This is a genomic window from Bosea sp. AS-1, from assembly GCF_002220095.1.
GTDB lineage: Bacteria > Pseudomonadota > Alphaproteobacteria > Rhizobiales > Beijerinckiaceae > Allobosea.
Genome location: NZ_CP022372.1, coordinates 3,256,158 through 3,274,222, shown reverse-complemented (window position 1 = coordinate 3,274,222; position 18,065 = coordinate 3,256,158). Strand labels below are relative to the sequence as shown.

The 18,065-nt window shown below is 67.0% G+C and carries 15 protein-coding genes; 3 read left to right on the top strand and 12 right to left on the bottom strand.

The features are described 5' to 3' along the window. Positions 1 to 205: 205 nt before the first annotated feature. The 3 genes from CE453_RS17340 to CE453_RS17330 all read right to left on the bottom strand — a co-directional run bounded on the left by CE453_RS17340 (position 206) and on the right by CE453_RS17330 (position 3,592). Positions 206 to 1,072: an ABC transporter permease gene (locus CE453_RS17340; protein ID WP_089175715.1), complete on the bottom strand. Its 867-nt coding sequence runs from the start codon at positions 1,070 to 1,072 to the stop codon at positions 206 to 208. 2 nt (positions 1,073 to 1,074) lie between these two features. Next, a complete protein-coding gene (locus CE453_RS17335; protein WP_089175714.1) occupies positions 1,075 to 2,016 on the bottom strand; it encodes an ABC transporter permease in 942 nt (313 codons plus the stop codon). Between the two features lie 64 nt (positions 2,017 to 2,080). Continuing rightward, positions 2,081 to 3,592: an ABC transporter substrate-binding protein gene (locus tag CE453_RS17330; RefSeq protein WP_089175713.1), complete on the bottom strand. Its 1,512-nt coding sequence runs from the start codon at positions 3,590 to 3,592 to the stop codon at positions 2,081 to 2,083. Between the two features lie 214 nt (positions 3,593 to 3,806). Between CE453_RS17330 and CE453_RS17325 the strand changes: the two genes are divergently transcribed. Continuing rightward, entirely contained in the window at positions 3,807 to 5,018 is a 1,212-nt protein-coding gene (locus CE453_RS17325; protein WP_089175712.1) for an ROK family transcriptional regulator, read from the top strand. Between the two features lie 43 nt (positions 5,019 to 5,061). Here the strand turns inward: CE453_RS17325 and CE453_RS17320 are convergent, their stop codons facing one another. Then, positions 5,062 to 5,487: an Lrp/AsnC family transcriptional regulator gene (locus tag CE453_RS17320; RefSeq protein WP_089175711.1), complete on the bottom strand. Its 426-nt coding sequence runs from the start codon at positions 5,485 to 5,487 to the stop codon at positions 5,062 to 5,064. A 199-nt stretch (positions 5,488 to 5,686) separates the two neighbouring features. Here CE453_RS17320 and ctlX point away from each other — a divergent pair, with 199 nt between their 5' ends. Next, complete coding sequence (gene ctlX, locus CE453_RS17315) at positions 5,687 to 6,649, top strand: citrulline utilization hydrolase CtlX (RefSeq protein WP_089175710.1); 963 nt, start codon at positions 5,687 to 5,689, stop codon at positions 6,647 to 6,649. A 124-nt stretch (positions 6,650 to 6,773) separates the two neighbouring features. Next, entirely contained in the window at positions 6,774 to 8,225 is a 1,452-nt protein-coding gene (locus tag CE453_RS17310; protein ID WP_089175709.1) for an NAD-dependent succinate-semialdehyde dehydrogenase, read from the top strand. Positions 8,226 to 8,330: 105 nt separating this feature from the next. Here the strand turns inward: CE453_RS17310 and CE453_RS17305 are convergent, their stop codons facing one another. The 8 genes from CE453_RS17305 to CE453_RS17270 form a co-directional block, all read right to left on the bottom strand. After that, positions 8,331 to 9,320: a nitroreductase family protein gene (locus tag CE453_RS17305; RefSeq protein ID WP_248307770.1), complete on the bottom strand. Its 990-nt coding sequence runs from the start codon at positions 9,318 to 9,320 to the stop codon at positions 8,331 to 8,333. Positions 9,321 to 9,327: 7 nt separating this feature from the next. Then, positions 9,328 to 10,443, bottom strand: coding sequence for a GNAT family N-acetyltransferase (locus tag CE453_RS17300; RefSeq protein WP_089175708.1), 1,116 nt, complete (start codon positions 10,441 to 10,443; stop codon positions 9,328 to 9,330). After that, the gene (locus tag CE453_RS17295; protein ID WP_089175707.1) at positions 10,440 to 11,642 is read right to left on the bottom strand and encodes a hypothetical protein; all 1,203 of its coding nucleotides are present in this window, start codon (positions 11,640 to 11,642) and stop codon (positions 10,440 to 10,442) included. The genes CE453_RS17300 and CE453_RS17295 overlap by 4 nt, the downstream gene beginning before the upstream one ends. Beyond that, positions 11,639 to 12,532, bottom strand: coding sequence for a HesA/MoeB/ThiF family protein (locus CE453_RS17290; protein WP_089175706.1), 894 nt, complete (start codon positions 12,530 to 12,532; stop codon positions 11,639 to 11,641). Before CE453_RS17290 ends, CE453_RS17295 begins: the two co-directional genes overlap by 4 nt. Then, positions 12,532 to 13,494, bottom strand: coding sequence for a hypothetical protein (locus tag CE453_RS17285; protein ID WP_089175705.1), 963 nt, complete (start codon positions 13,492 to 13,494; stop codon positions 12,532 to 12,534). The genes CE453_RS17290 and CE453_RS17285 overlap by 1 nt, the downstream gene beginning before the upstream one ends. Next, positions 13,491 to 16,892: an acyl-[ACP]--phospholipid O-acyltransferase gene (locus CE453_RS17280; protein WP_089175704.1), complete on the bottom strand. Its 3,402-nt coding sequence runs from the start codon at positions 16,890 to 16,892 to the stop codon at positions 13,491 to 13,493. The genes CE453_RS17285 and CE453_RS17280 overlap by 4 nt, the downstream gene beginning before the upstream one ends. Positions 16,893 to 17,029: 137 nt before the next feature. Further along, positions 17,030 to 17,302: a YiaA/YiaB family inner membrane protein gene (locus CE453_RS17275; RefSeq protein ID WP_089175703.1), complete on the bottom strand. Its 273-nt coding sequence runs from the start codon at positions 17,300 to 17,302 to the stop codon at positions 17,030 to 17,032. 46 nt (positions 17,303 to 17,348) lie between these two features. Further along, positions 17,349 to 18,047: a PspA/IM30 family protein gene (locus tag CE453_RS17270; protein WP_089175702.1), complete on the bottom strand. Its 699-nt coding sequence runs from the start codon at positions 18,045 to 18,047 to the stop codon at positions 17,349 to 17,351. Between the last annotated feature and the right edge of the window lie 18 nt (positions 18,048 to 18,065).

Genomic DNA, 18,065 nt, shown 5'->3' with positions numbered 1-18,065 from the left:
GCAGCCGGGCCGCTTGCCTTGGCCAGCGATGGGTTTTGAAGCGATTGACGGGCTCTGCCGGGTCGGCTGCCGGCGCTCGGGGTCGGGGGGCGACTTCAGCGCCGGCAGCCTGCGCACCCGTCAATGGAAGGAACCGGATGGCAGGCTCAGCCTAAGGCGGCGCATGCTCTGGGGCGTCCTTCATTTGGATGGGAGCAGGAGGCCGTCAATCCTGTGGGGTCAGCGCGTCGTTCAGCCCGTCGCCGAGCAGGTTGAAACCGACGACCACCGCGACGATCGCCAGGCCCGGCCATAATGCCATCCACGGCGCCTCTCCGAGAAACTGGCGTGCGATGTCGAGCATGCTGCCCCAGGAGGGGGCAGGCGGGAGTTGCCCCAGCCCGAGGAAGGCGAGCCCGGCCTCGGCGAGCACGGCCGTTGCCATGGTCAGCGTCGCCTGTACCACGATCGGCGGCATGATGTTGGGTCTGATCTGCCGGTAGAGCATTGCGGCATGACTTATGCCGAGCGAGCGGGCAGCCGTGATGTAGTCCTCGGTGCAGACGACCAGTGTCTCCGCTCGTGCCAGGCGCACGAAGATCGGCATTGCCGAGACGCCGATCGCGATCATCGCATTCTCGAGGCTCGGTCCGAGGAAGGCGGCGAGCGCGATGGCCAGCACCAGGAAGGGGCAGGCGAGGAAGGCGTCCGCCAGCCGCGCGATCACCATGTCGGTTACACCGCCGAAATAGCCGGCGATCATGCCCAGCGGCACGCCGAAGAGGACCGCGATGACGACCGAAATGATGCCGGCGGCGAGCGAGGTCCGCGCACCGTAGATCACCCGCGAGAGCACGTCGCGCCCGAGATCGTCGGTGCCGAACCAGTGCGCCGGGGTCGGCGCCGCGCGGATCGCCATCCAGTCCGGGGCGTTGGGATCGTAGAGGGCCAGCGCAGGCGCGAACACGGCGACAGCGATGAAGAACAGCACGATCGCCGCGCCGATCAACGTCGAGGGCTCGCGCAGCACGCGCAACAATCCTGCCGGATGCCGGGGCGGAGCCGCTGCCGCGGTCTCGGTCGAGCCCGCCATCCTCAGCCCCTCAGCTTCGGGTTGAGGAGCATGTAGGTGAGATCGGCAAGGAAGCTCATCAGTAGGAAAAAGGCGGCGGTGCAGAGCACGACGGCCTGCACCACGGCATAGTCGCGGCTGAAGACCCCATCGACGATCATCTTGCCGAAGCCCGGAATCGAGAAGACCTGCTCGGTGAGCACGGCGCCGGCGAGCAGTTCGCCGAATTGCAGCGTGCCGAGGGTCACCACCGGGATGAGGGCGTTGGGCAGCGCGTGCCGCAGCACGATGCCGCGCTCCAGCGTGCCCTTGGCCCGGGCCGTGCGGACATAATCCTGCTTCATGACCTGGATCATGGCGCTGCGTGTATGGCGCATCAGGATGGCCGCTGTGCCGCTGCCGAGCACCAGCGCCGGCATCAGCATGGACTTGAGATTGCCCCACAGATCTTCCGACGGCGCGACATAGCCTCCTGCCGGCAGCCAGCCGAGATTCACCGAGAAGAGCAGGATCAGCATGATGCCGAGCCAGAAATGCGGGATCGAAAGTCCGGCAAGGCCGAACAGGCTGGAGCCATAATCAAGCACGGAGCCGCGCTTCAGCGCCGCGACGATGCCGATCGGCAGCCCGATCAGGACGGCGACGAGCATCGAGAGCACCGCAAGCTCGATCGTGACCGGCAGCTTCTCCAGAAGCATCGCGCCGATCGGCAGCCGGGTGCGGATGGACGTGCCGAAATCCCCGGTCACGACGCCGCCGAGCCAGGCTGCATACTGCACGGGCACGGGGTCGTTGAGGCGATATTTCTCGCGCAGATAGGTGATGACCGCCGGGTCGCGCTCCTCGCCGGCGAGCGCGATTGCAGGGTCGCCGGGCAGGAGCTTCTGCAGCCCGAAGACGAGCATCGAGACCAGCAGCAAGGTCGGCAGCATGACGCCGAGGCGCCGCAGCAGCAGGCTCATCATGGCAGGGGCGGCCCCCACCAGTCCCGCACGCGGGCCTTCGGACCGCGTGCGCAGGGACGCTCTTTCATTTGCCGGGCTTCATGCCGGTCAGGCGCAACAGCCCGTCCGGGACCATCACGACCCCGTCCACGCCCTTGCGTGCGGCGAAGAACCAGTTGGGATGATAGAGCGGGATCGTCGGCAGTTCGCTGACCAGGATCGCGGTTGCCTTGGTGTAGAGGGCTTTGCGCTTGGCGTTGTCGGCGGCGCCGCGCGCCTCGGTCAACAGACCGTCGAGCTCCTTGTTGCAGTACTTGTTGACGTTCTGCGACCCTTCGCAGCCGAAGAACACCACAAGTGTCGCGTCCGGATCGGGGCGCCCGCTCCAGTTGCCGATATACATCTCGAAATTGCCGTTGAGATAGCGCTCCGTGGCGGAAGCGTTCTCGAGCGGCAGCAGCTTGACGTCGAAGCCGGCCTCGCTCGCCATCGACTGCACGATCTGGGCGACGCGCGCATCCGCCGCGGTGTTGCCGAAGGTGAGCTCGACGGGAACGCGCGTCATTCCAGCCTCGGCGATCAGCGCCTTGGCCCGCGTCACGTCACGGGCCGGTGCCTTGTGCGTCTCGTCGTAGAACGGGCTGGATGGCGCGACCATCTGGTTGTCGGCGAGGAACTCGCCGTTGAACGCCACCTTGTTGATGATGTTGCGGTCGATCGAGAGTTCGAAGGCCTGGCGCAGCTTCGCGCTCTTGCCGAGCGGGGTGTCGGCCTTGGGGCCGTTGGCGACGTTGACCATGAGATGCGAGACTGCGAAGCCCTGGCCCGAATGCAGCGCGAGATTGCCGTCCTCGCGCACGGTCTTCAGATCGATCGGCGCGATGCGCTCGGCCAGGTCGAGATCGCCGGCGCGCAGACGCTGAAGCCGGACCGTGGAATCGGCGATGTAGTAATAGACCACCTCGTCATAGCCGATCGCGCCGGCATTCCAGTAATCGGCGAACTTCTTCACGCGGATGAGATCGCGCGACTTCCGTTCCACGAATTGGTACGGGCCGGCGCAGACCGGGGCAGCGGCAAAATCGGCGCCTTTCTCCTTCGCCGCCTTCGGCGAAACCATCATGCCGGCGCGGTCACTGAGGTTGGCGAGCAGCGGCACGAACGGCTCGGACAGCGTGAGCTTGACCTTGTCGGCCGAGATTACTTCCACGCCGCTGACCGGCGCGAGCTCCGCCTTGCGCTTGGAGTCGGGTAGGGTCTGCATGCGCTCGATGTTGAACTTGACCGCTTCGGCATCGAACGCCGTGCCGTCATGAAACTTCACGCCCTTGCGCAGGGTAAAGGTGATCGCCTTCCCATCCGGCGCCCATTCCCAGCTTTCGGCGAGCTGCGGGACGATCTTCAGGTCGGGGGCGATGTCGACCAACTTGTCGCAAAGGGAGGCGAAGACGAAGCGGCCTCCATAGGTGCCACCCAGAGCCGGGTCGAGCGCGTCCGGATCCTCCTGCACGCCCACGCGCAATGTCGCGGCCTGCGCGCTGCCGAAGGCGAGGGCCGCCACGGTTGCGGCCAGCAGAGTCTTGCGAATTCTCCTCATGAGGTTCCCCTTCCTCTTGGCGGTTTGTCCGCATTACGCTTAAGCAAGCATGTCGGGTCTGGTTTGTAAATCTGCCGAACAAACCCATCAGGAATATTCGACCTGCATCCGGCGCGAGGCGGGAAATCGCAGTTTTCAAGGCTGTGCCTGTCTCTTGACGCTGCGATTGCGGGTCAATTAGTTCTGGATACAGACAAACTTACCCGGATGCCTCATGACCCTAGACCGTGCTCCTGCGATGATCGCCCGGCAGGCCTCGACACGGCTGGTGATCGAACAGGTGCTGCGCGGCGGCCCGATCTCGCGGGCGGAGATTGCACGCGGCACCGGTCTCTCCAAGCAGACGATCTCCGAGGTGATGCGGGAGCTGGAGCGCGGCGGCTGGGTGCGCGAGGAAGGGCAGGTCCAGGGCGCGGTCGGCCGCAGCGCCGTGACCTATGCGATCCGTCCCGACGCGGCTTTCGTGCTCGGCATCGATCTCGGCGGCACCAAGCTGCATCTGGCGCTCGCTGATCTGCACGGGCAAATCGTGGCGGAGATCGTCGAACCGACCCAGCATGCCGGCGGCGCTGCCGTCATCGAGCAGATTGGGCGCCTTGCCGATACGCTCGTTGAAAAGGTCGGCATTGCGCGAGACCGCGTCCGCAGCGCCGTGATGGGGAGCCCCGGCATCGTCGATCCGCGCTCCGGCGCCATCATGATCGCGCCCAATGTTCCAGGGCTGGACACGTTCGACGTCCGCGCGGCCCTGCGGGCCCGGCTTGGGATCGACGTCGCCATCGAGAACGACGTCAACCTGGCGGCCGTCGGGGAGCATTGGTGCGGCGGCAGCAAGGACGCGCGCAGCTTCGCCTTCGTCGCGCTCGGCACCGGAATCGGGCTCGGGATCTTTGCTGATGGCCGCTTGTTGCGGGGTGCTCGCGGCGCGGCCGGCGAAATCTCCTACCTCCCGCTCGGGGGCGACCCTTACGATGCGCGCGGCCATCGCGTCGGCACGCTGGAGATGGCGGTCGGCAGTGCGGCGATGCTCGGTCGTTACGTCGCGCTCGGCGGAAGCGACAAGCTGACGGTGCGGGAGATCTTCGATCGGCTCGACGAGGACGCGGCTGGTCGTGCGGTCATGGATGAGGTTGCGCGGATCGTCGCCACGGCGATCCTCGCCATTCACAGCATCATCGATCCGGAGGTCGTGGTGATGGGCGGCAATGTCGGGGCGCGGCCGGAGCTGGTTCGCTGCATCGCTGCCCATCTCGGGCGCTGCATGGCCGAGCCGGTCCGGATCGAGAGCAGCAGACTGGGTGGGCGCGCCACGCTGATCGGCGCGATTGCGGGGGCGATCGACCAGGTGCACCAGGCTGTGTTCGGGATCGGCGCGGGAACAGGGCTCCGGGCGCCACCCGATCTTGCCATGGCTGCCGCCAGCTGACGGTCGGAGGGGCTCCGCCAATCGCCGCGGCTGCGGAGGGGACTCATACGGAGGAGAGCAGCAGACTCGTTTCGCTGTTGAGGATGCCGTCGATGTTGCGAACCTCGCGCAGCACGCGGTCGAAATCGCTGAGGCTCATCGCGCGGATCTCAGCGATCAGATCCCAGGCGCCGTTGGTCGTGTGAAGGGAATGCAGTTCCGGTAGACCGCGCAATTGCCGGATCACCGCAGTGGTCGAGCGCCCGGCCACTTCGATCATCATGATCGCCCGTATGGTGCGGTCGTCGTAATCCTGCCGGGCACGCACGGTGAAGCCGAGTACTGCACCCGATTCCAGCAGACGGTCGAGCCGGGTCTGCACGGTCGCGCGCGAGACGCCGAGGATCGTGCCTAGCTTGGAGACCGGTGCGCGCCCGTCTTCGCGCAGCGCGGCGATCAGCCTATGGTCGAGCTCGTCGAATATGTGCATTGTATTTTGCTCAATATGGCTGTGCAGATTGCCATATTTTGGATCGGTCGGCGAGATTGTTAAAAATTCTCTCTGCATTTTGTCGAGGCTAACTTCATCTCGTTCAGCAAGACCTGGAAACGCAGCCAAGGCGCGACAGGCGCCGCGGTGCTGGCAGCATGCCCGGTCGTGGCTTCCCGACAATCGAGGTGCGACAATCATGCAGAAGCTCTCCGTGCAGGCGCCGCGCGCCGTGGTGATGATCCGGCCGCATCATTTCGGGCCCAACAGCGAGACCGCGAGCGACAACCTGTTCCAGGCGACCGATGCTGGTCGCAATGCCGATGAGATCGCGGCCTCGGCAAAGGGCGAGGTGACGCGGGCCGCCGCGATGCTGGAGGATGCCGGCGTCACAGTGCATCTGTTCGAAGATCAGGGGCAGGAGACACCGGATTCGGTGTTTCCGAACAACTGGTTCTCGACGCATGCCGGCGGCCATGTTGCGCTCTACCCGATGTTCTCGCCGAGCCGGCGGAAGGAACGGCGCCCTGACATCATCGAGATGCTGAAGCGGCGCTATCGCGTGCAGGACGTGATCGACTATTCGGGGCTTGAGCCGGACGGGGTCTTCCTCGAAGGCACGGGCGCGATGGTGCTCGACCATATCGAGCGTGTCGCCTACGCCGCCCGCTCGAACCGCACCAACGAGGTCGCGCTGGAGCGCTTCTGCACGCATTTCAACTTCGAGCCGGTGGTCTTCGATGCCGCAGACGCCGGGGGGCGGGCGATCTACCACACCAATGTGCTGATGTGCATCGGCACCGATTTCGCGCTGATCGGGCTGGCGACAGTGAAGAACACGGCCCGGCGAGCGGAGATCGCGGAGCGGCTGGCCCAGACGGGGCGGACCGTGATCGATCTCACTCACGAACAGATCGCGGATTTCGCCGGCAACGCCATCGAGCTCGATGGGCGCAAGGGCCGCGTCCTCGCCCTGTCTGCCCGCGCGCTCGAGGCGCTACGGTCGGAGCAGGTGGCGACTCTGGAAAAACATGCCCGGATCCTCCCGCTCGACGTGTCGACGATCGAGCTGGCAGGCGGTTCGGTGCGATGCATGCTCGCCGGCATCCATCTCGCGGCGCGGCCCGTGCCTTCAGGGGCTTGTCATGCGGATGAAACGTAGAGGGGCCGTTGCGTTGGCAGCACCTCCGGCTTTCGTTGCTGCGAGGTTGTGCGGCTGGGCTGGAATCTGGAAGATGGGGTTCTGCCCCCTGGCGCATTGAAGCAAAGCCAAGCTGGATTCCATCATGCTGACATTGAACGATCCGTCCCTCCTGAAGTCACAGTGCCATGTCGATGGCGCCTGGATCGGCGAGGCTGTCGACGCGGTGGAGAACCCGGCGACGGGCGAGGTGCTAGCCAAGGTGCCGCGCTTCGGTGCGGACGAAACCACGGCTGCGGTCGAGGCTGCCGCGCGCGCCTTCAAGCCCTGGGCGAAGAAGACTGCCAAGGAGCGTTCGCAGATCCTGCGCAAGTGGTTCGAGCTGATCATGGCGAACCAGGAGGATCTGGCACAGATCATGACGGCGGAGCAGGGCAAGCCGCTGGCCGAGGCGCGCGGTGAGGTCGCCTATGCCGCCTCCTTCGTGGAATTCTACGCGGAGGAGGCCAAGCGCATCTATGGCGAGACGATTCCCTCGCCCTTCCCGCATTCGCGCATCATCGTCTCGAAGCAGCCGGTCGGCGTCTGCGCCGCGATCACGCCCTGGAACTTCCCGGCGGCGATGATCACGCGCAAATGCGCGCCGGGCCTCGCGGCGGGCTGCACCTTCGTGGTCAAGCCGGCTCCCGACACGCCGTTGACCGCATTGGCGCTGGTTGTGCTGGCGGAGCGGGCGGGCTTCCCGAAGGGCGTCATCAACATCGTCACGGGTGATGCGGTCGCGATCGGCGGCGTCATGACCTCGCATCCGGCCGTGCGCTTCATCGGTTTCACCGGCTCGACCCCGGTCGGCAAGCTGCTGATGCAGCAGGCGGCCTCGACCGTGAAGAAGGTCGGGCTCGAGCTTGGCGGCAACGCGCCTTTCATCGTCTTCGACGACGCCGATCTCGATGCCGCCGTGCAGGGCGCGATCGCGGCGAAGTTCCGCAACATGGGCCAGACCTGCGTCTGCACCAACCGGCTCTTCGTGCAGGAGGGCATTCACGACGCTTTCGTCGAGAAGTTCGCCGGCGAGGTCGCGAAGATGAAGGTCGGCAACGGCGTCGAGGTCGGCGTGGTGCAGGGGCCGCTGATCAACGAGCGCGCGGTCGAGAAGGTCGAGCGTCACGTCGCGGATGCGGTCGCGGGCGGCGCCAGGGTGATGGTCGGCGGCAAGCGCCATGCGCTCGGCCGCACCTTCTATGAGCCGACCGTGTTGTCGGGCGTCACGACGAAAATGCTGGTTACGCGGGAGGAGACCTTCGGGCCGCTGGCGCCGGTTTATCGCTTCAAGAGCGAGGACGAGGTCGTCGCCATGGCAAACGACACGCCCTTCGGCCTGGCCGCCTATTTCTACACCAAGGACCTCGGCCGTGCCTTCAGGGTCGCTGAAGAGCTCGAATATGGCATGGTCGGCGTCAATTCGGCCATTCTCGGCACGGAGGTCGCGCCCTTCGGCGGTGTCAAGGAATCCGGCCTCGGTCGCGAGGGCTCGCTCCACGGCATCGAGGAGTTCATCGAGATCAAGTACACCCTCATGGGTGGGCTCGGCGCGTAACGCGATACGCTGGAATCGGCTCCGGTCAGGTTGAATCGATCTGATCGGATCCGGCTCCAAGCCATTGGCAGAGACGTGTGATCCGCTCGGATCGCTCCGTCGCCGCTAGGTGATCAGAGCGTCGACGGGCAGGCGGCTATGCCCGCCGGCCCGTGCTCGCGGCGCCAGCCCGAAGCGGAAGACGTTGACCAGCCGGCGGCTGGGCGGCAGCGGGACGAGAGCTTCCAGCGCCTCGCGCGCCTCGGGCCAATCGACCAGAACAGACATCGGGCATGCACTGAAGCCGCGTTGCGTCAGACCGAGCCAGGCGCGATAGAAGGCCCGACCCGACAGGAGCGGGTCTTCCCCCACCGGCCGGTGGAACAGCGCGATCGCGCCGGAGCGCGTCTTCGTGCTTTCGCCCGTCAGGGCACCAGCGAGGCCGAGCGTGTGCAGCGGCTCGAACAGCGGCCCCAGCACAAGTCCGGCCCCAAAGGCCTCTATCCGCCCCATCGCCAGCGCTTCCGCATTGAGCCCATCGGTCGCATAGCGGGCATGGCGCGGCGAGAGCCGCATCCAGCTCAGCAACTCGCGGCGATGCGCCGCATCGCAGAGAAAATGCAGGTTCGCCCTATCGGCGAGTTGCGCGATCCGCCCGACCTGATCCGCTGCGACCACCAGCAGATCGTGCTCTGCGGCCGCGACCTCGGCCATGGCGGCGTCGGCCGCGCCGGTCGCCCTGTCGAACCGGCCGCGCCAGCTGCTGCGGCGTGGCGCAGCAGCCGCAAGAGGATCAGGCTCGCCGCCGGCTGCGATCCGTAGCGTTGCGATCGGGGCAAGGCCATCCACGGCCGGCGCCACAGCGGGGTGAAGCTCGGTTTCGATGAGGCGGAGCCCGCGCCGTCCGAGGGACAGAGCCATGCCTTCGACGGCAGCACCATGCGAGAGGCGGACATCGTGACCGCTCGGATCGGCGACGGGCAGGCGGCGCGACGGATCGGCCAGGACGAGGATGCGTTCGCCGATGCAACGCCAGCGCGTTGGCTGGATGTTGTGGACGCTGGGTGCCAGCCGCGCCTCGGCGACAAGTTCCTCCAGGAGCGGGCGCTCGATCATAGCGGGCTCACCGGGCCAGAGATTTGGCGAAGAGATGGAGCTTGTGCAGCGGCTTCGCACCGGCCTTTTCCGCCTGCCGCAAGCTCGGCCCATTGATGTCGGCGATCCAGGTGCCGCCGAGCGTGGTGTAGCCGGCGGCCTTCAGCGCCCTTGAGACCTTGTAGAGCATGGCGCCGTTGATCCCGCGGTCGTGGAAGGCGCGGCAGACGGATTGGTAGACGATCACGGCCCGCTTATTGGTCCAGCGGTGCCAGATGAAGCGCAGCGGGAAGGAGGGGCCGATGCGCCCACCGACCGCTTTCACCAGCGGGTTGAGGTCGGGGATCGCGATGATCGCGCCGACCGGCTCGCCACGGAACTGGATCACGGTCGATATCCGCTTGTCGATGACCCACATCATGTCGCCGGCCTGGAAGCGGTATTCGCCGGCCGTGGGCGGCACGAACATGGGATTGGCATCGAAGCCGTCATTGAGGATGAGGCGCGAATCCTCGAGCCGCTGCGCGAAATGACTGCGGTCGATCGGCAGCCAGCTGTAGTCGAGATCGGCGAGAACAGCGTGCTGTTTCGGGCCGAGCAGCCGGGCAGGATCGATTTCGCCGAGCGCGATCTCGAAGGTGGTCATCGGGAAGGTTCGGGCGTAGCCGTTTGCTTCGAGCACGAGCGGCAGATGCGGTGGGCTCCAGATCATATCGGTATAGGGCGCGCGCTCGAAGCCCTCCGTCACCATGCCGATCTGCTGCATCGCGGTCAGGTTGAAGTTGCCCACGATCTCCGTCATGCCGCGCTCGCGGGCCCACTCCTCGGCGGCGCCGAGCAGGGCGGTTGCGACCTCCGGATCGTCGGCGCAGTCGAAATAGCCGAACTGGGCCCTGCGCATGCCATGGCGGGCGTTCGAGGCGTCGTGGATCGTCGCGACGATGCGGCCGAGCGGGCGGCCGTCGCGCAGTGCGGTGAACAGCTCGAAGCGACCATGCCCTTCGGTGACGAGAGGATTGCGCGCGGGATCGAGTATGCGGTCGAAATCGGACCACATCGGTGGCACATAGGCGCTCTCGCGCGGGTAGATCTCGGCCGAGACGGCAAAGGCGCGCCGGCGGTCATTGCGGAGGATCTCGATCATGCGGCCTCCCGGGGCGCGTCTGCGAGCAGCCGGCGGATCAGCACCAGCGCGGTCTCGGTCGCGGGATCTGCGGAGACGACCGGCACCGTCAGCAGGATGAGATCGAGTGGATCCCGTCCCAGGACCAGCAAGTGGCTGGCGGAATGGGTCGCGAGCAACGCGGCGAGGCGCTGATAGTCGGGAGCGTCGAGCTTGCGGCCCCAGGGACGATCGGCCGCGCGCAGCACGGCCACGTCCGAAAGGGCCGCGCGCAGGACCGGTGGGTCGTAGTCGGCGAGGTCGACTTCGCGCAGGCGGGCGGCATTCTCGAACAGCGGATGCTCCGTGAGCTGGGCGACGAGCGCCTCGCGCCCCATTGCGCCTGAGCGGGCCAGCGAGGCCAGCATGCCGGGGGTGCTTTGCTCGAAGGCGCCGTTCAGCGCATCGACCATGAGGCCGATGGCCAGCACCCCAGCGAGGGCGATCGCGACCATCCGTGCCATGTCGGCGAGATCGGGGTTCGCCATGAGGAAGGCCGCTCCGAGCCCGAGCGCCATCGCGCCGACGAGGCGCAGCACCATCAGCGCGAAGCCTTGCCGGCGCGTCCGGGTCGAACCTCCGGTCACCAGCATCAGCGAGACGATCAGCAGCGCGCCGAGCCCGCCGAGCCTGACCGGCATGTCCGGCCAGAGGCCGCGAAAATCGCTCAGGATGAAGGGCAGGACGAGGAAGGCGCCCCAGCCGAGCCGCCAGACGCCGTCATTCTCGGCCGCGGTCAGGGAGGTTCGGTCGCGGATGAAGAGCAGCAGGCCGAGGCTGGCAAAGGTCGCGATCTGGAAGGCAGCGAGCAGCGAGCCATAGAGCAGCACGTGGTTTGGAAGGCCGGCGAGGCTGGCGAGTGCGAGCAACAGCGCCCCGGCGAGCACAGCGAGCTTGAGCCAGCGCGGGGCATGCCGGCGCAGCGTCCCCTCGGCCACGATCAGCGCGGCGAGCGGGAAAAGCGAGGCACACACGAGGGCGCTGCGCTGGAGCAGGGCGCTGCCGCTCCAGCCGCCGAGGCCACGCAAGGTGAAGAGGGCGGCAACGAGGCCGAGCGCCGGCAGGAAGCGCGCGGTGAGGGCGCCATGCGGATCGCGCCGCCGCAGAGTCAGTATCGCCACGCCGACGCCAAGCGCGCCGCAGAGGTCGGCGATGGTGTCGGCGACCAGAGCCGGATTCATGGCCCGGCCATCATCTTGCGCAGCGCCCGGCGCACGAAGGGCCGCAGCAGAGCGGCAAGGGGCGCTGGGAGAGGCTTCTCCACCGCGGGGCGATGCGGGTTGAAGAACCAGCCGCGGCAATCCGTGCCCGTGTGGCGCCCGAGTGCGAGCGCGATCGCTTCATCGGCCATCAGCATGCCGGTGGTGATGACCATCGGCGCGAAGGACATGCGGCTGCGTCGGCCGGCCGCGACCTCGGCGGCGATGGCAAGATCGACGTGATGGCGCGAGCGCGAATGCAGCATGACGTGCTCGACCTCGCAGAAGAGCGCGGCGCGCCGGTCTCCCTCGCTCAGGCTCTGCCAGTCCTTGCCCAGCGTCGGGAAGCCCAGACGCTCCTCGGGGCGCGGGTCGTCCGGGCGAACGACGATGATCGAGGGCAGGGGGGACATATAGGCGTCGATGACGGTCGCGCCGGCCAACTTGGCTGTGCGGTAGAGATGCAGGCCTGCCGCGATGTCGTCCATGCCATTGACGATGACAGGGCAGCGCGCAGCGATCTCCGGCAGCCGCTCGCTCCATTCGGCACCGAGTACCTCGATCTGCACCGTCGGGTTGATCGCGCGGGCGGCTTCGGCGGCAGCTTCCGCCTTGGGCCGGCCGATCGTGGCGGCGTTGGCGAAGACCTGGCGATTCAGGTTCGAGACCTCGAAGACATCGATATCGGCGACGACGAAATGGCCGATGCCGGCTCGCACCAGCGCCATGAAGGCCGCCCCGCCCATGCCGCCGACGCCGCAGACGAAGACGCGGCTCGCTCTCAGCCGCTCCTGCTCGGCAGGAGTGACGAAACCGATATTGCGGGTGGTGAAGCGCTCATAGTCGAAACGTTCGCCATCGGAGCCTTGCATCAGGGTTTCGCCTTTGCCGCGCGGGGTCGCAGGATACCGAAGCGTCGGCTGTCGTCGAGCCAGTGGAAGAGTGGCAGGACGAAGCTCTGCAGCAGGAGGAAGAGCGAGGCGCCGATCAACCCGGGCAGCGAGGCGCGGGGCACCTGGCCGAGTAGGTAGCGCCGCGCCGCGGCGAGGTCCATGCGACCGATCTGGAGCACGTCGTCGCCGCGCTCATAGTCGAGCTCGTGTCGGCAGAAGTCGTTGTAGCGTTCCTCGCGGTGATGGGTCGCGACCTCGAAGCTCTTCTTCAGGTCGTCGGAGCCACCGGTATAGGCGTTGGTGATGACGGAGCGGGCCTCGTCGAAGCCGGCCTCCGGGCCGACGCCGAAGACGTCGCGGTGATCGCGCATGATCCGCCGCGCCAGCGTCAGATGGGCGAAGCTCTGGCGGCTGCCGGGATCTGGCGAGGGATAGACGTCGGAGAAGGTCTGGCAGACCATGCCGACTACGCCGGGCACCTGCGTGACGTTGGAGACCCAGCGCGGCCGCAGCCCGCCGCGGACGAACAGCACCAGCACGGTCAGGCCGTAGAGCACCCAGGACAGGCCGCGCCCGCGCGCCTCGGGATCGACCATGACGAGGCCGAGATGGGTGACGGTCTGCGTGTCGCCGTCGAGCGGTATTTTCATCTCGGCCAGCGCATTGAAGGCAATGGCCTGACCGCTCGCCTTGTCAGTGATCAGAGTCACCACTGTTTGGGCAAGGCGCTCGCGTTCGCCGGAGAAGACGCCGTAGGTGAGAGCCCCCTTGTCCAGTGTGCGGGAGGCGATGCCGCGCAGCTTCTCCACCAGCGCCCCGAGCGCTTCGTCATCGAGCACAGCACCCGGGCGTTCGACGATCCGCGTCTCCAGCCCGGCATGGGTGGCGAGCGTGAGGTCGAGGGTCGGGCGCGTCAGCGCCTTGAGCCAGAAACCGATCACGCTGCCGCCTGCGCCGCAGCGCGTTCCTTGACGAGGCGCGTGACCCCGGCGAAGTCGAGCTTGCCCGAGCCGAGCACCGGCACGGCCGGCACGACCAGCACCTCGGCCGGTACCATCAATTCGGAGGCACCCTTGGTCTTGGCGAAAGCCTGGAAATCGGCACGGGTCGCGCCCTGCTTCTGCGTCACCAGCACCAATCGCTCGCCCTTGCGCGGATCGGGCAGGCTGGCGACGGCGGAGAGCGCATCGGGCCAGAGCTCGGCAGCCATGCCCTCGATCGCCGCGAGCGAGACCATCTCGCCGGCGATCTTGGCGAAGCGCTTGGCGCGACCCTTGATGGTGATGAAGCCGTCGCGGTCGATGGTGACGATGTCGCCGGTGTCGTGCCAGCCTTCCGGTGGCGGCTCCAGCACGCCGGGATTCTCGGCGCGCAGATAGCCGAGCATGATGTTGGGGCCGCGTACGGAGAGGCGCCCGCCATCCTCGACACCCGGCACGGGCTCCAGCCGCGCCTCCATGCCAGGCATGATCCGCCCGACCGTACCGAAGCGGTTGAACATCGGCGTATTGAGCGCCAGTACCGGCGCGGTCTCGGTGACGCCGTAGCCCTCCAGGATGCGTTGGCCGAACTTTTCCATATAGGTCCGTCGCGTCGCCTCCTTCACCGGCTCGGCACCGGCGAGGATGTAGCGCAGCGAGCGCAGATCGTAAGGATGGGCGGCGCGGGCGTAGCCGGAGAGGAAGGTGTCGGTGCCGAACAGGATCGTGGCGTTCGAGCCGTAGACCAGCTCCGGCACGATCCGATAGTGCAACGGCGAGGGGTAGAGATAGACCGGCACGCCGGAGACCAGCGGCAGGACGAGCCCCACCGTCAAACCGAAGGAGTGGAACACCGGCAGGACGTTGAAGACCTTGTCGCGCCGGCCGAAATCGATGCGCGCGGCGGCCTGCGCCGCATTGGCGAGCATGTTCGCATTCGACAGGACGACGCCCTTCGGTGTGCCTTCCGAGCCCGAGGTGAACAGGATCGCGGCGCGATCCGCCCCCGTCGCCGGCACGAGCGCCTGGCCATGACCCCAGAAGGCCTTCAGCTTGTCGCTCAAGCTGACCGTCTCACGAACGTCTTCCAGATAGACGATGCGGACATCAGGTTGCAGCGCCTCGACCAGCCCGGTCAGGCGCCCCTTTTCGACGAAGGCGCGCGAGGTGACGATGGTCCTGATCAGCGCGGCCTTGCAAGCGGCGGCGACATTGGTTGCGCCGGCGGTGAAGTTGATCATCGCCGGTACGCGGGCCGCAGAGAACAGGCCGAGCAGCGTCACCGCCGCGCCGTTGGCGTTGGGCAGCATCACGCCGATCGCCTCGCCCTTCTCGGCCATCGGCATCAGCTTGCGGCCGAGCACATGGGCGCCGATCATGAGACGGCGATAGGTCAGCGCCCCGGTCAATGGATCCTCGACCGCGACGCGGCTCCAGCCATGGATGCCGGCCGCCTCGGCCACGGCGTCGAAGACGCTGCGGTCGATCGGCGTGGTGCGGAAGATCAGGTCTGACATGATCTGGTAGAGCGCCGCGCCTGCCGCCTGCCGGCGCGCCTTGCCCTTGAGCTCCTCCGGCACGGTGAGGGCGACCGGTTCCAGCACCGAGACGCGAAGCTTGGGAAACCAGCGGCGGCGAACCTGCTCCCGGGTGAGGCGGGAGAAGATGGTCGCCTCCAGCCCCTCGATGCGGACCGGCACGACCTTGGCGCCGGACTTCTCAGCGATCATGGCGGCGCCGTCATAGACCTTCATCAGGCTGCCGGTCACGGTGAGACGCCCTTCTGGGAAGATCACGAGGCTTTCTCCGTCCTTGACGGCATTGATCAGTGTGCGTGTCGCCAGCGGGCGCGTCGGGTCGAGCGGCATGGCGCGGGTCATGCGCAGGAAGGGCTTCACCCACCAGCGCTGGGCCATGCCGTGGTCGATGGCGAAAACCGGCTCCTTGTCGAGGATGGCGAGCGCCACCGCCCAGTCGAGGAAGCTGACATGGTTGAGCGCGATGACGGCGTTCGGTCCGGCCTTGGCGATGTTCTCCTGGCCGGTGACCTCGAGCCGGTAAAAGGCACGCAGCACGATCGAGAGCGCATCGCTGACCGGATTGGTCGGCAGAACGCGCAGGATCCAGACGGAGGCGGCGAGGGTGAAGGCGCCGAGGATCAGGAAGAGCTGCGCCAGCGTCAGCCCCGCAGCCTGCAGCAATGCGACGACGATGGCGCCGGCCACCATGAAGGCGGCGGACAGCACATTAACCGCCGCGACGATGCGGGCCCGCTTCTCGGCCGGTGCCCAGGTCTGGGTGGCGGCGAAGGAGGGCACGATGAAGACGCCGCCGGCGATGGCGAGGCCGGTCAGGTCGATGGCGACGCGCCAGGCGGATGGGTTGGCGAAGAATGGTCCCGCCTCGACGGCCGGGACATGCGGAGCGATGCCGGAGATCGCCCAGCCGAGATCGAGCGCGAACAGGGCGATGACGAAGCCGGCGATCGGTACCGGCAGCAATACGATGCGCCCGCTCGACAGGAACGAACCGATGCCGGAGCCGACCGCGATCGCGATCGCGAAGAGGCCGAGATAGATGCTGACCACGATCTCCGTGCCACCCATGCCGTTCTTCACCAGCGAGGGCAGGAGGGACATCACCACCGCGCCGATCAGCCAGAACAGCGAGACCATGACGCCGGTGCGCCACAGGCGGGCGTCGCCCCAGAGATCGACAAGAAGGTCGCGTGTCGAGCGGATGATGTTGCGGTCGATGGCAAGGTCGGGTGCGGCGGCGCCGGTCCTGGGGATGAAGAGGGTCGAGCCCCAGCAGGCGGCGGCGAAGACCAGGATCAGCGCCGAAAGCGAGGCGGCGTCGCCGCCCTCGCGCGCCGTCAGGCCGCCGGCGATGGTGCCGAGCAGGATGGCGATGAAGGTCGCGCCTTCGATCAGCGCGTTGCCGGCCGGCAGTTCCTCGCGCTTCAGATGGTCGGGCAGGATGCCGTATTTGATCGGCCCGAACAGCGCCGCGATCGTTCCGAAGAGGCCGAGCGCGACGAAGAGTACCGGCACGGAATGGAACCAGAAGCCGGCGACCGCAACGGCAGATGCGCCCATTTCGGCCAGCTTCAGCCTCTGCGCGATCAGGGCCTTGTCGAAACGGTCGGCGATCTGGCCGCCCAGCCCCGAGAGCAGGAAGAAGGGCGCGATGAACAGGCCGCCGGCCAGCGTCACCAGCGCTTCGCCATGCGAGCCCTGCATCCGGTAGAGGATGATGAAGACCAGCGCGTTCTTCAGGAAGTTGTCGTTGAAGGCGGAAAAGAACTGCGCCCAGAACAGGGGCGCGAAGCGGCGCTTCAAGAGCAGGGTGTCGAACATGGCAGCTCCGAGGGAGGCTTTGGCGGAGGCTCGCAGGGATTGGCAAAGCAATCGTTGCGGGCTGCCGCTGCGGTTCGTACGCGGTTAAGTGGCGGTTAGCGGAGCGTCGGAAACGCTCCGCCCTCGTCAGAACTCCATTAGACCTTGCCGGTCTCCATCAGCAGCCGCTCGGTACGGGCATCCTCGATGCGGTTCACCAGTCTGGCCGCCTCGTGATTGTCGCGCACCGTCTTGGTCATCGTGATGCAGGATTGGACAAGCATGGCGACGCCCATGCCGAGATAGCCCTTTGCCCACCAGTCCAGCGGCAGGAAGAGGATACCCGCGACGACGAGGCCGGCGGCGGCAAAGAACGACGCGTAGGTGAAGCTGACCCAGGCGCTGCTGTGAGGTTGAGCGTTCGGATTCATGGCGGTCTCCAATGCGTTGAGATAATGTGAGAAAACCGATGTAGAATCAGGCCGTGCCGGGCTCGGCGAGGCCGCCGCGCAAGCGGGCGAGAACGTCGTCCGCCGTCGTCCTCAGGCGCGGGCCGAAGCCCTTCGCCGCGAGCTTCTCGGCCACCGAGGCGGTGGCGGCATCGTCGAGCTGGTCGAGAGCCTGCTCGGCTGCCTCGGTCTCGATCTGGCGCTCGCGCAGCCGGCTCAGCGTCTTTTCGGCCTCGGCGAGGCTCGCCTCATGCAGAGGGGCGGGCTCGATGCGGCCACGGCGCAGATGCCGGACCGATTCCGAGGCCCGTGCCAGCCGCCGGCCGCGCTCCAGCTCGGCGATACGCGCCTGCGCCTGGGTGACATGCCGGCGCAGCTTCAGGATCTCGGCGGCGAAGAGGGCTTGCCCTGCCGCTGCGGCGTCGCGGTCGGCCTCCAGCGTGGCGATCGCTTCCGCCCCCTCGCGGGCAGCCGCCTCGTCGCCGGATCGCAAGGCGGCACCGACGCGGACTTCGAGATCCGCGATCCGGATTTCGATACCGGTGATGCGCGTGCTCTCCTGGCGGTCCTGAGCGATGGCGACGGCCAGCGCGCGCCGGGCGCGCTCGAAGGCGGCCGAGGCATCCCAAATCTGCTGGTCTAGGATGATCAGGGCATTGCGGTCGGCGATCTCCTCGCCAGCTGCGGCAACCTGACCGCGGAAGAGGGTAACGAACGTCTTGAACATTGGCGAACCTCCGCTATG

What these genes read in the sequence shown, in the direction of transcription:
- CE453_RS17340 (WP_089175715.1), bottom strand. Translation starts at nt 1,072, where the DNA reads ATGGCGGGCTCGACCGAGACCGCGGCAGCGGCTCCGCCCCGGCATCCG.
- CE453_RS17335 (WP_089175714.1), bottom strand. Translation starts at nt 2,016, where the DNA reads ATGATGAGCCTGCTGCTGCGGCGCCTCGGCGTCATGCTGCCGACCTTG.
- CE453_RS17330 (WP_089175713.1), bottom strand. Translation starts at nt 3,592, where the DNA reads ATGAGGAGAATTCGCAAGACTCTGCTGGCCGCAACCGTGGCGGCCCTC.
- CE453_RS17325 (WP_089175712.1), top strand. Translation starts at nt 3,807, where the DNA reads ATGACCCTAGACCGTGCTCCTGCGATGATCGCCCGGCAGGCCTCGACA.
- CE453_RS17320 (WP_089175711.1), bottom strand. Translation starts at nt 5,487, where the DNA reads ATGCACATATTCGACGAGCTCGACCATAGGCTGATCGCCGCGCTGCGC.
- ctlX (WP_089175710.1), top strand. Translation starts at nt 5,687, where the DNA reads ATGCAGAAGCTCTCCGTGCAGGCGCCGCGCGCCGTGGTGATGATCCGG.
- CE453_RS17310 (WP_089175709.1), top strand. Translation starts at nt 6,774, where the DNA reads ATGCTGACATTGAACGATCCGTCCCTCCTGAAGTCACAGTGCCATGTC.
- CE453_RS17305 (WP_248307770.1), bottom strand. Translation starts at nt 9,320, where the DNA reads ATGATCGAGCGCCCGCTCCTGGAGGAACTTGTCGCCGAGGCGCGGCTG.
- CE453_RS17300 (WP_089175708.1), bottom strand. Translation starts at nt 10,443, where the DNA reads ATGATCGAGATCCTCCGCAATGACCGCCGGCGCGCCTTTGCCGTCTCG.
- CE453_RS17295 (WP_089175707.1), bottom strand. Translation starts at nt 11,642, where the DNA reads ATGAATCCGGCTCTGGTCGCCGACACCATCGCCGACCTCTGCGGCGCG.
- CE453_RS17290 (WP_089175706.1), bottom strand. Translation starts at nt 12,532, where the DNA reads ATGCAAGGCTCCGATGGCGAACGTTTCGACTATGAGCGCTTCACCACC.
- CE453_RS17280 (WP_089175704.1), bottom strand. Translation starts at nt 16,892, where the DNA reads ATGTTCGACACCCTGCTCTTGAAGCGCCGCTTCGCGCCCCTGTTCTGG.
- CE453_RS17275 (WP_089175703.1), bottom strand. Translation starts at nt 17,302, where the DNA reads ATGAATCCGAACGCTCAACCTCACAGCAGCGCCTGGGTCAGCTTCACC.
- CE453_RS17270 (WP_089175702.1), bottom strand. Translation starts at nt 18,047, where the DNA reads ATGTTCAAGACGTTCGTTACCCTCTTCCGCGGTCAGGTTGCCGCAGCT.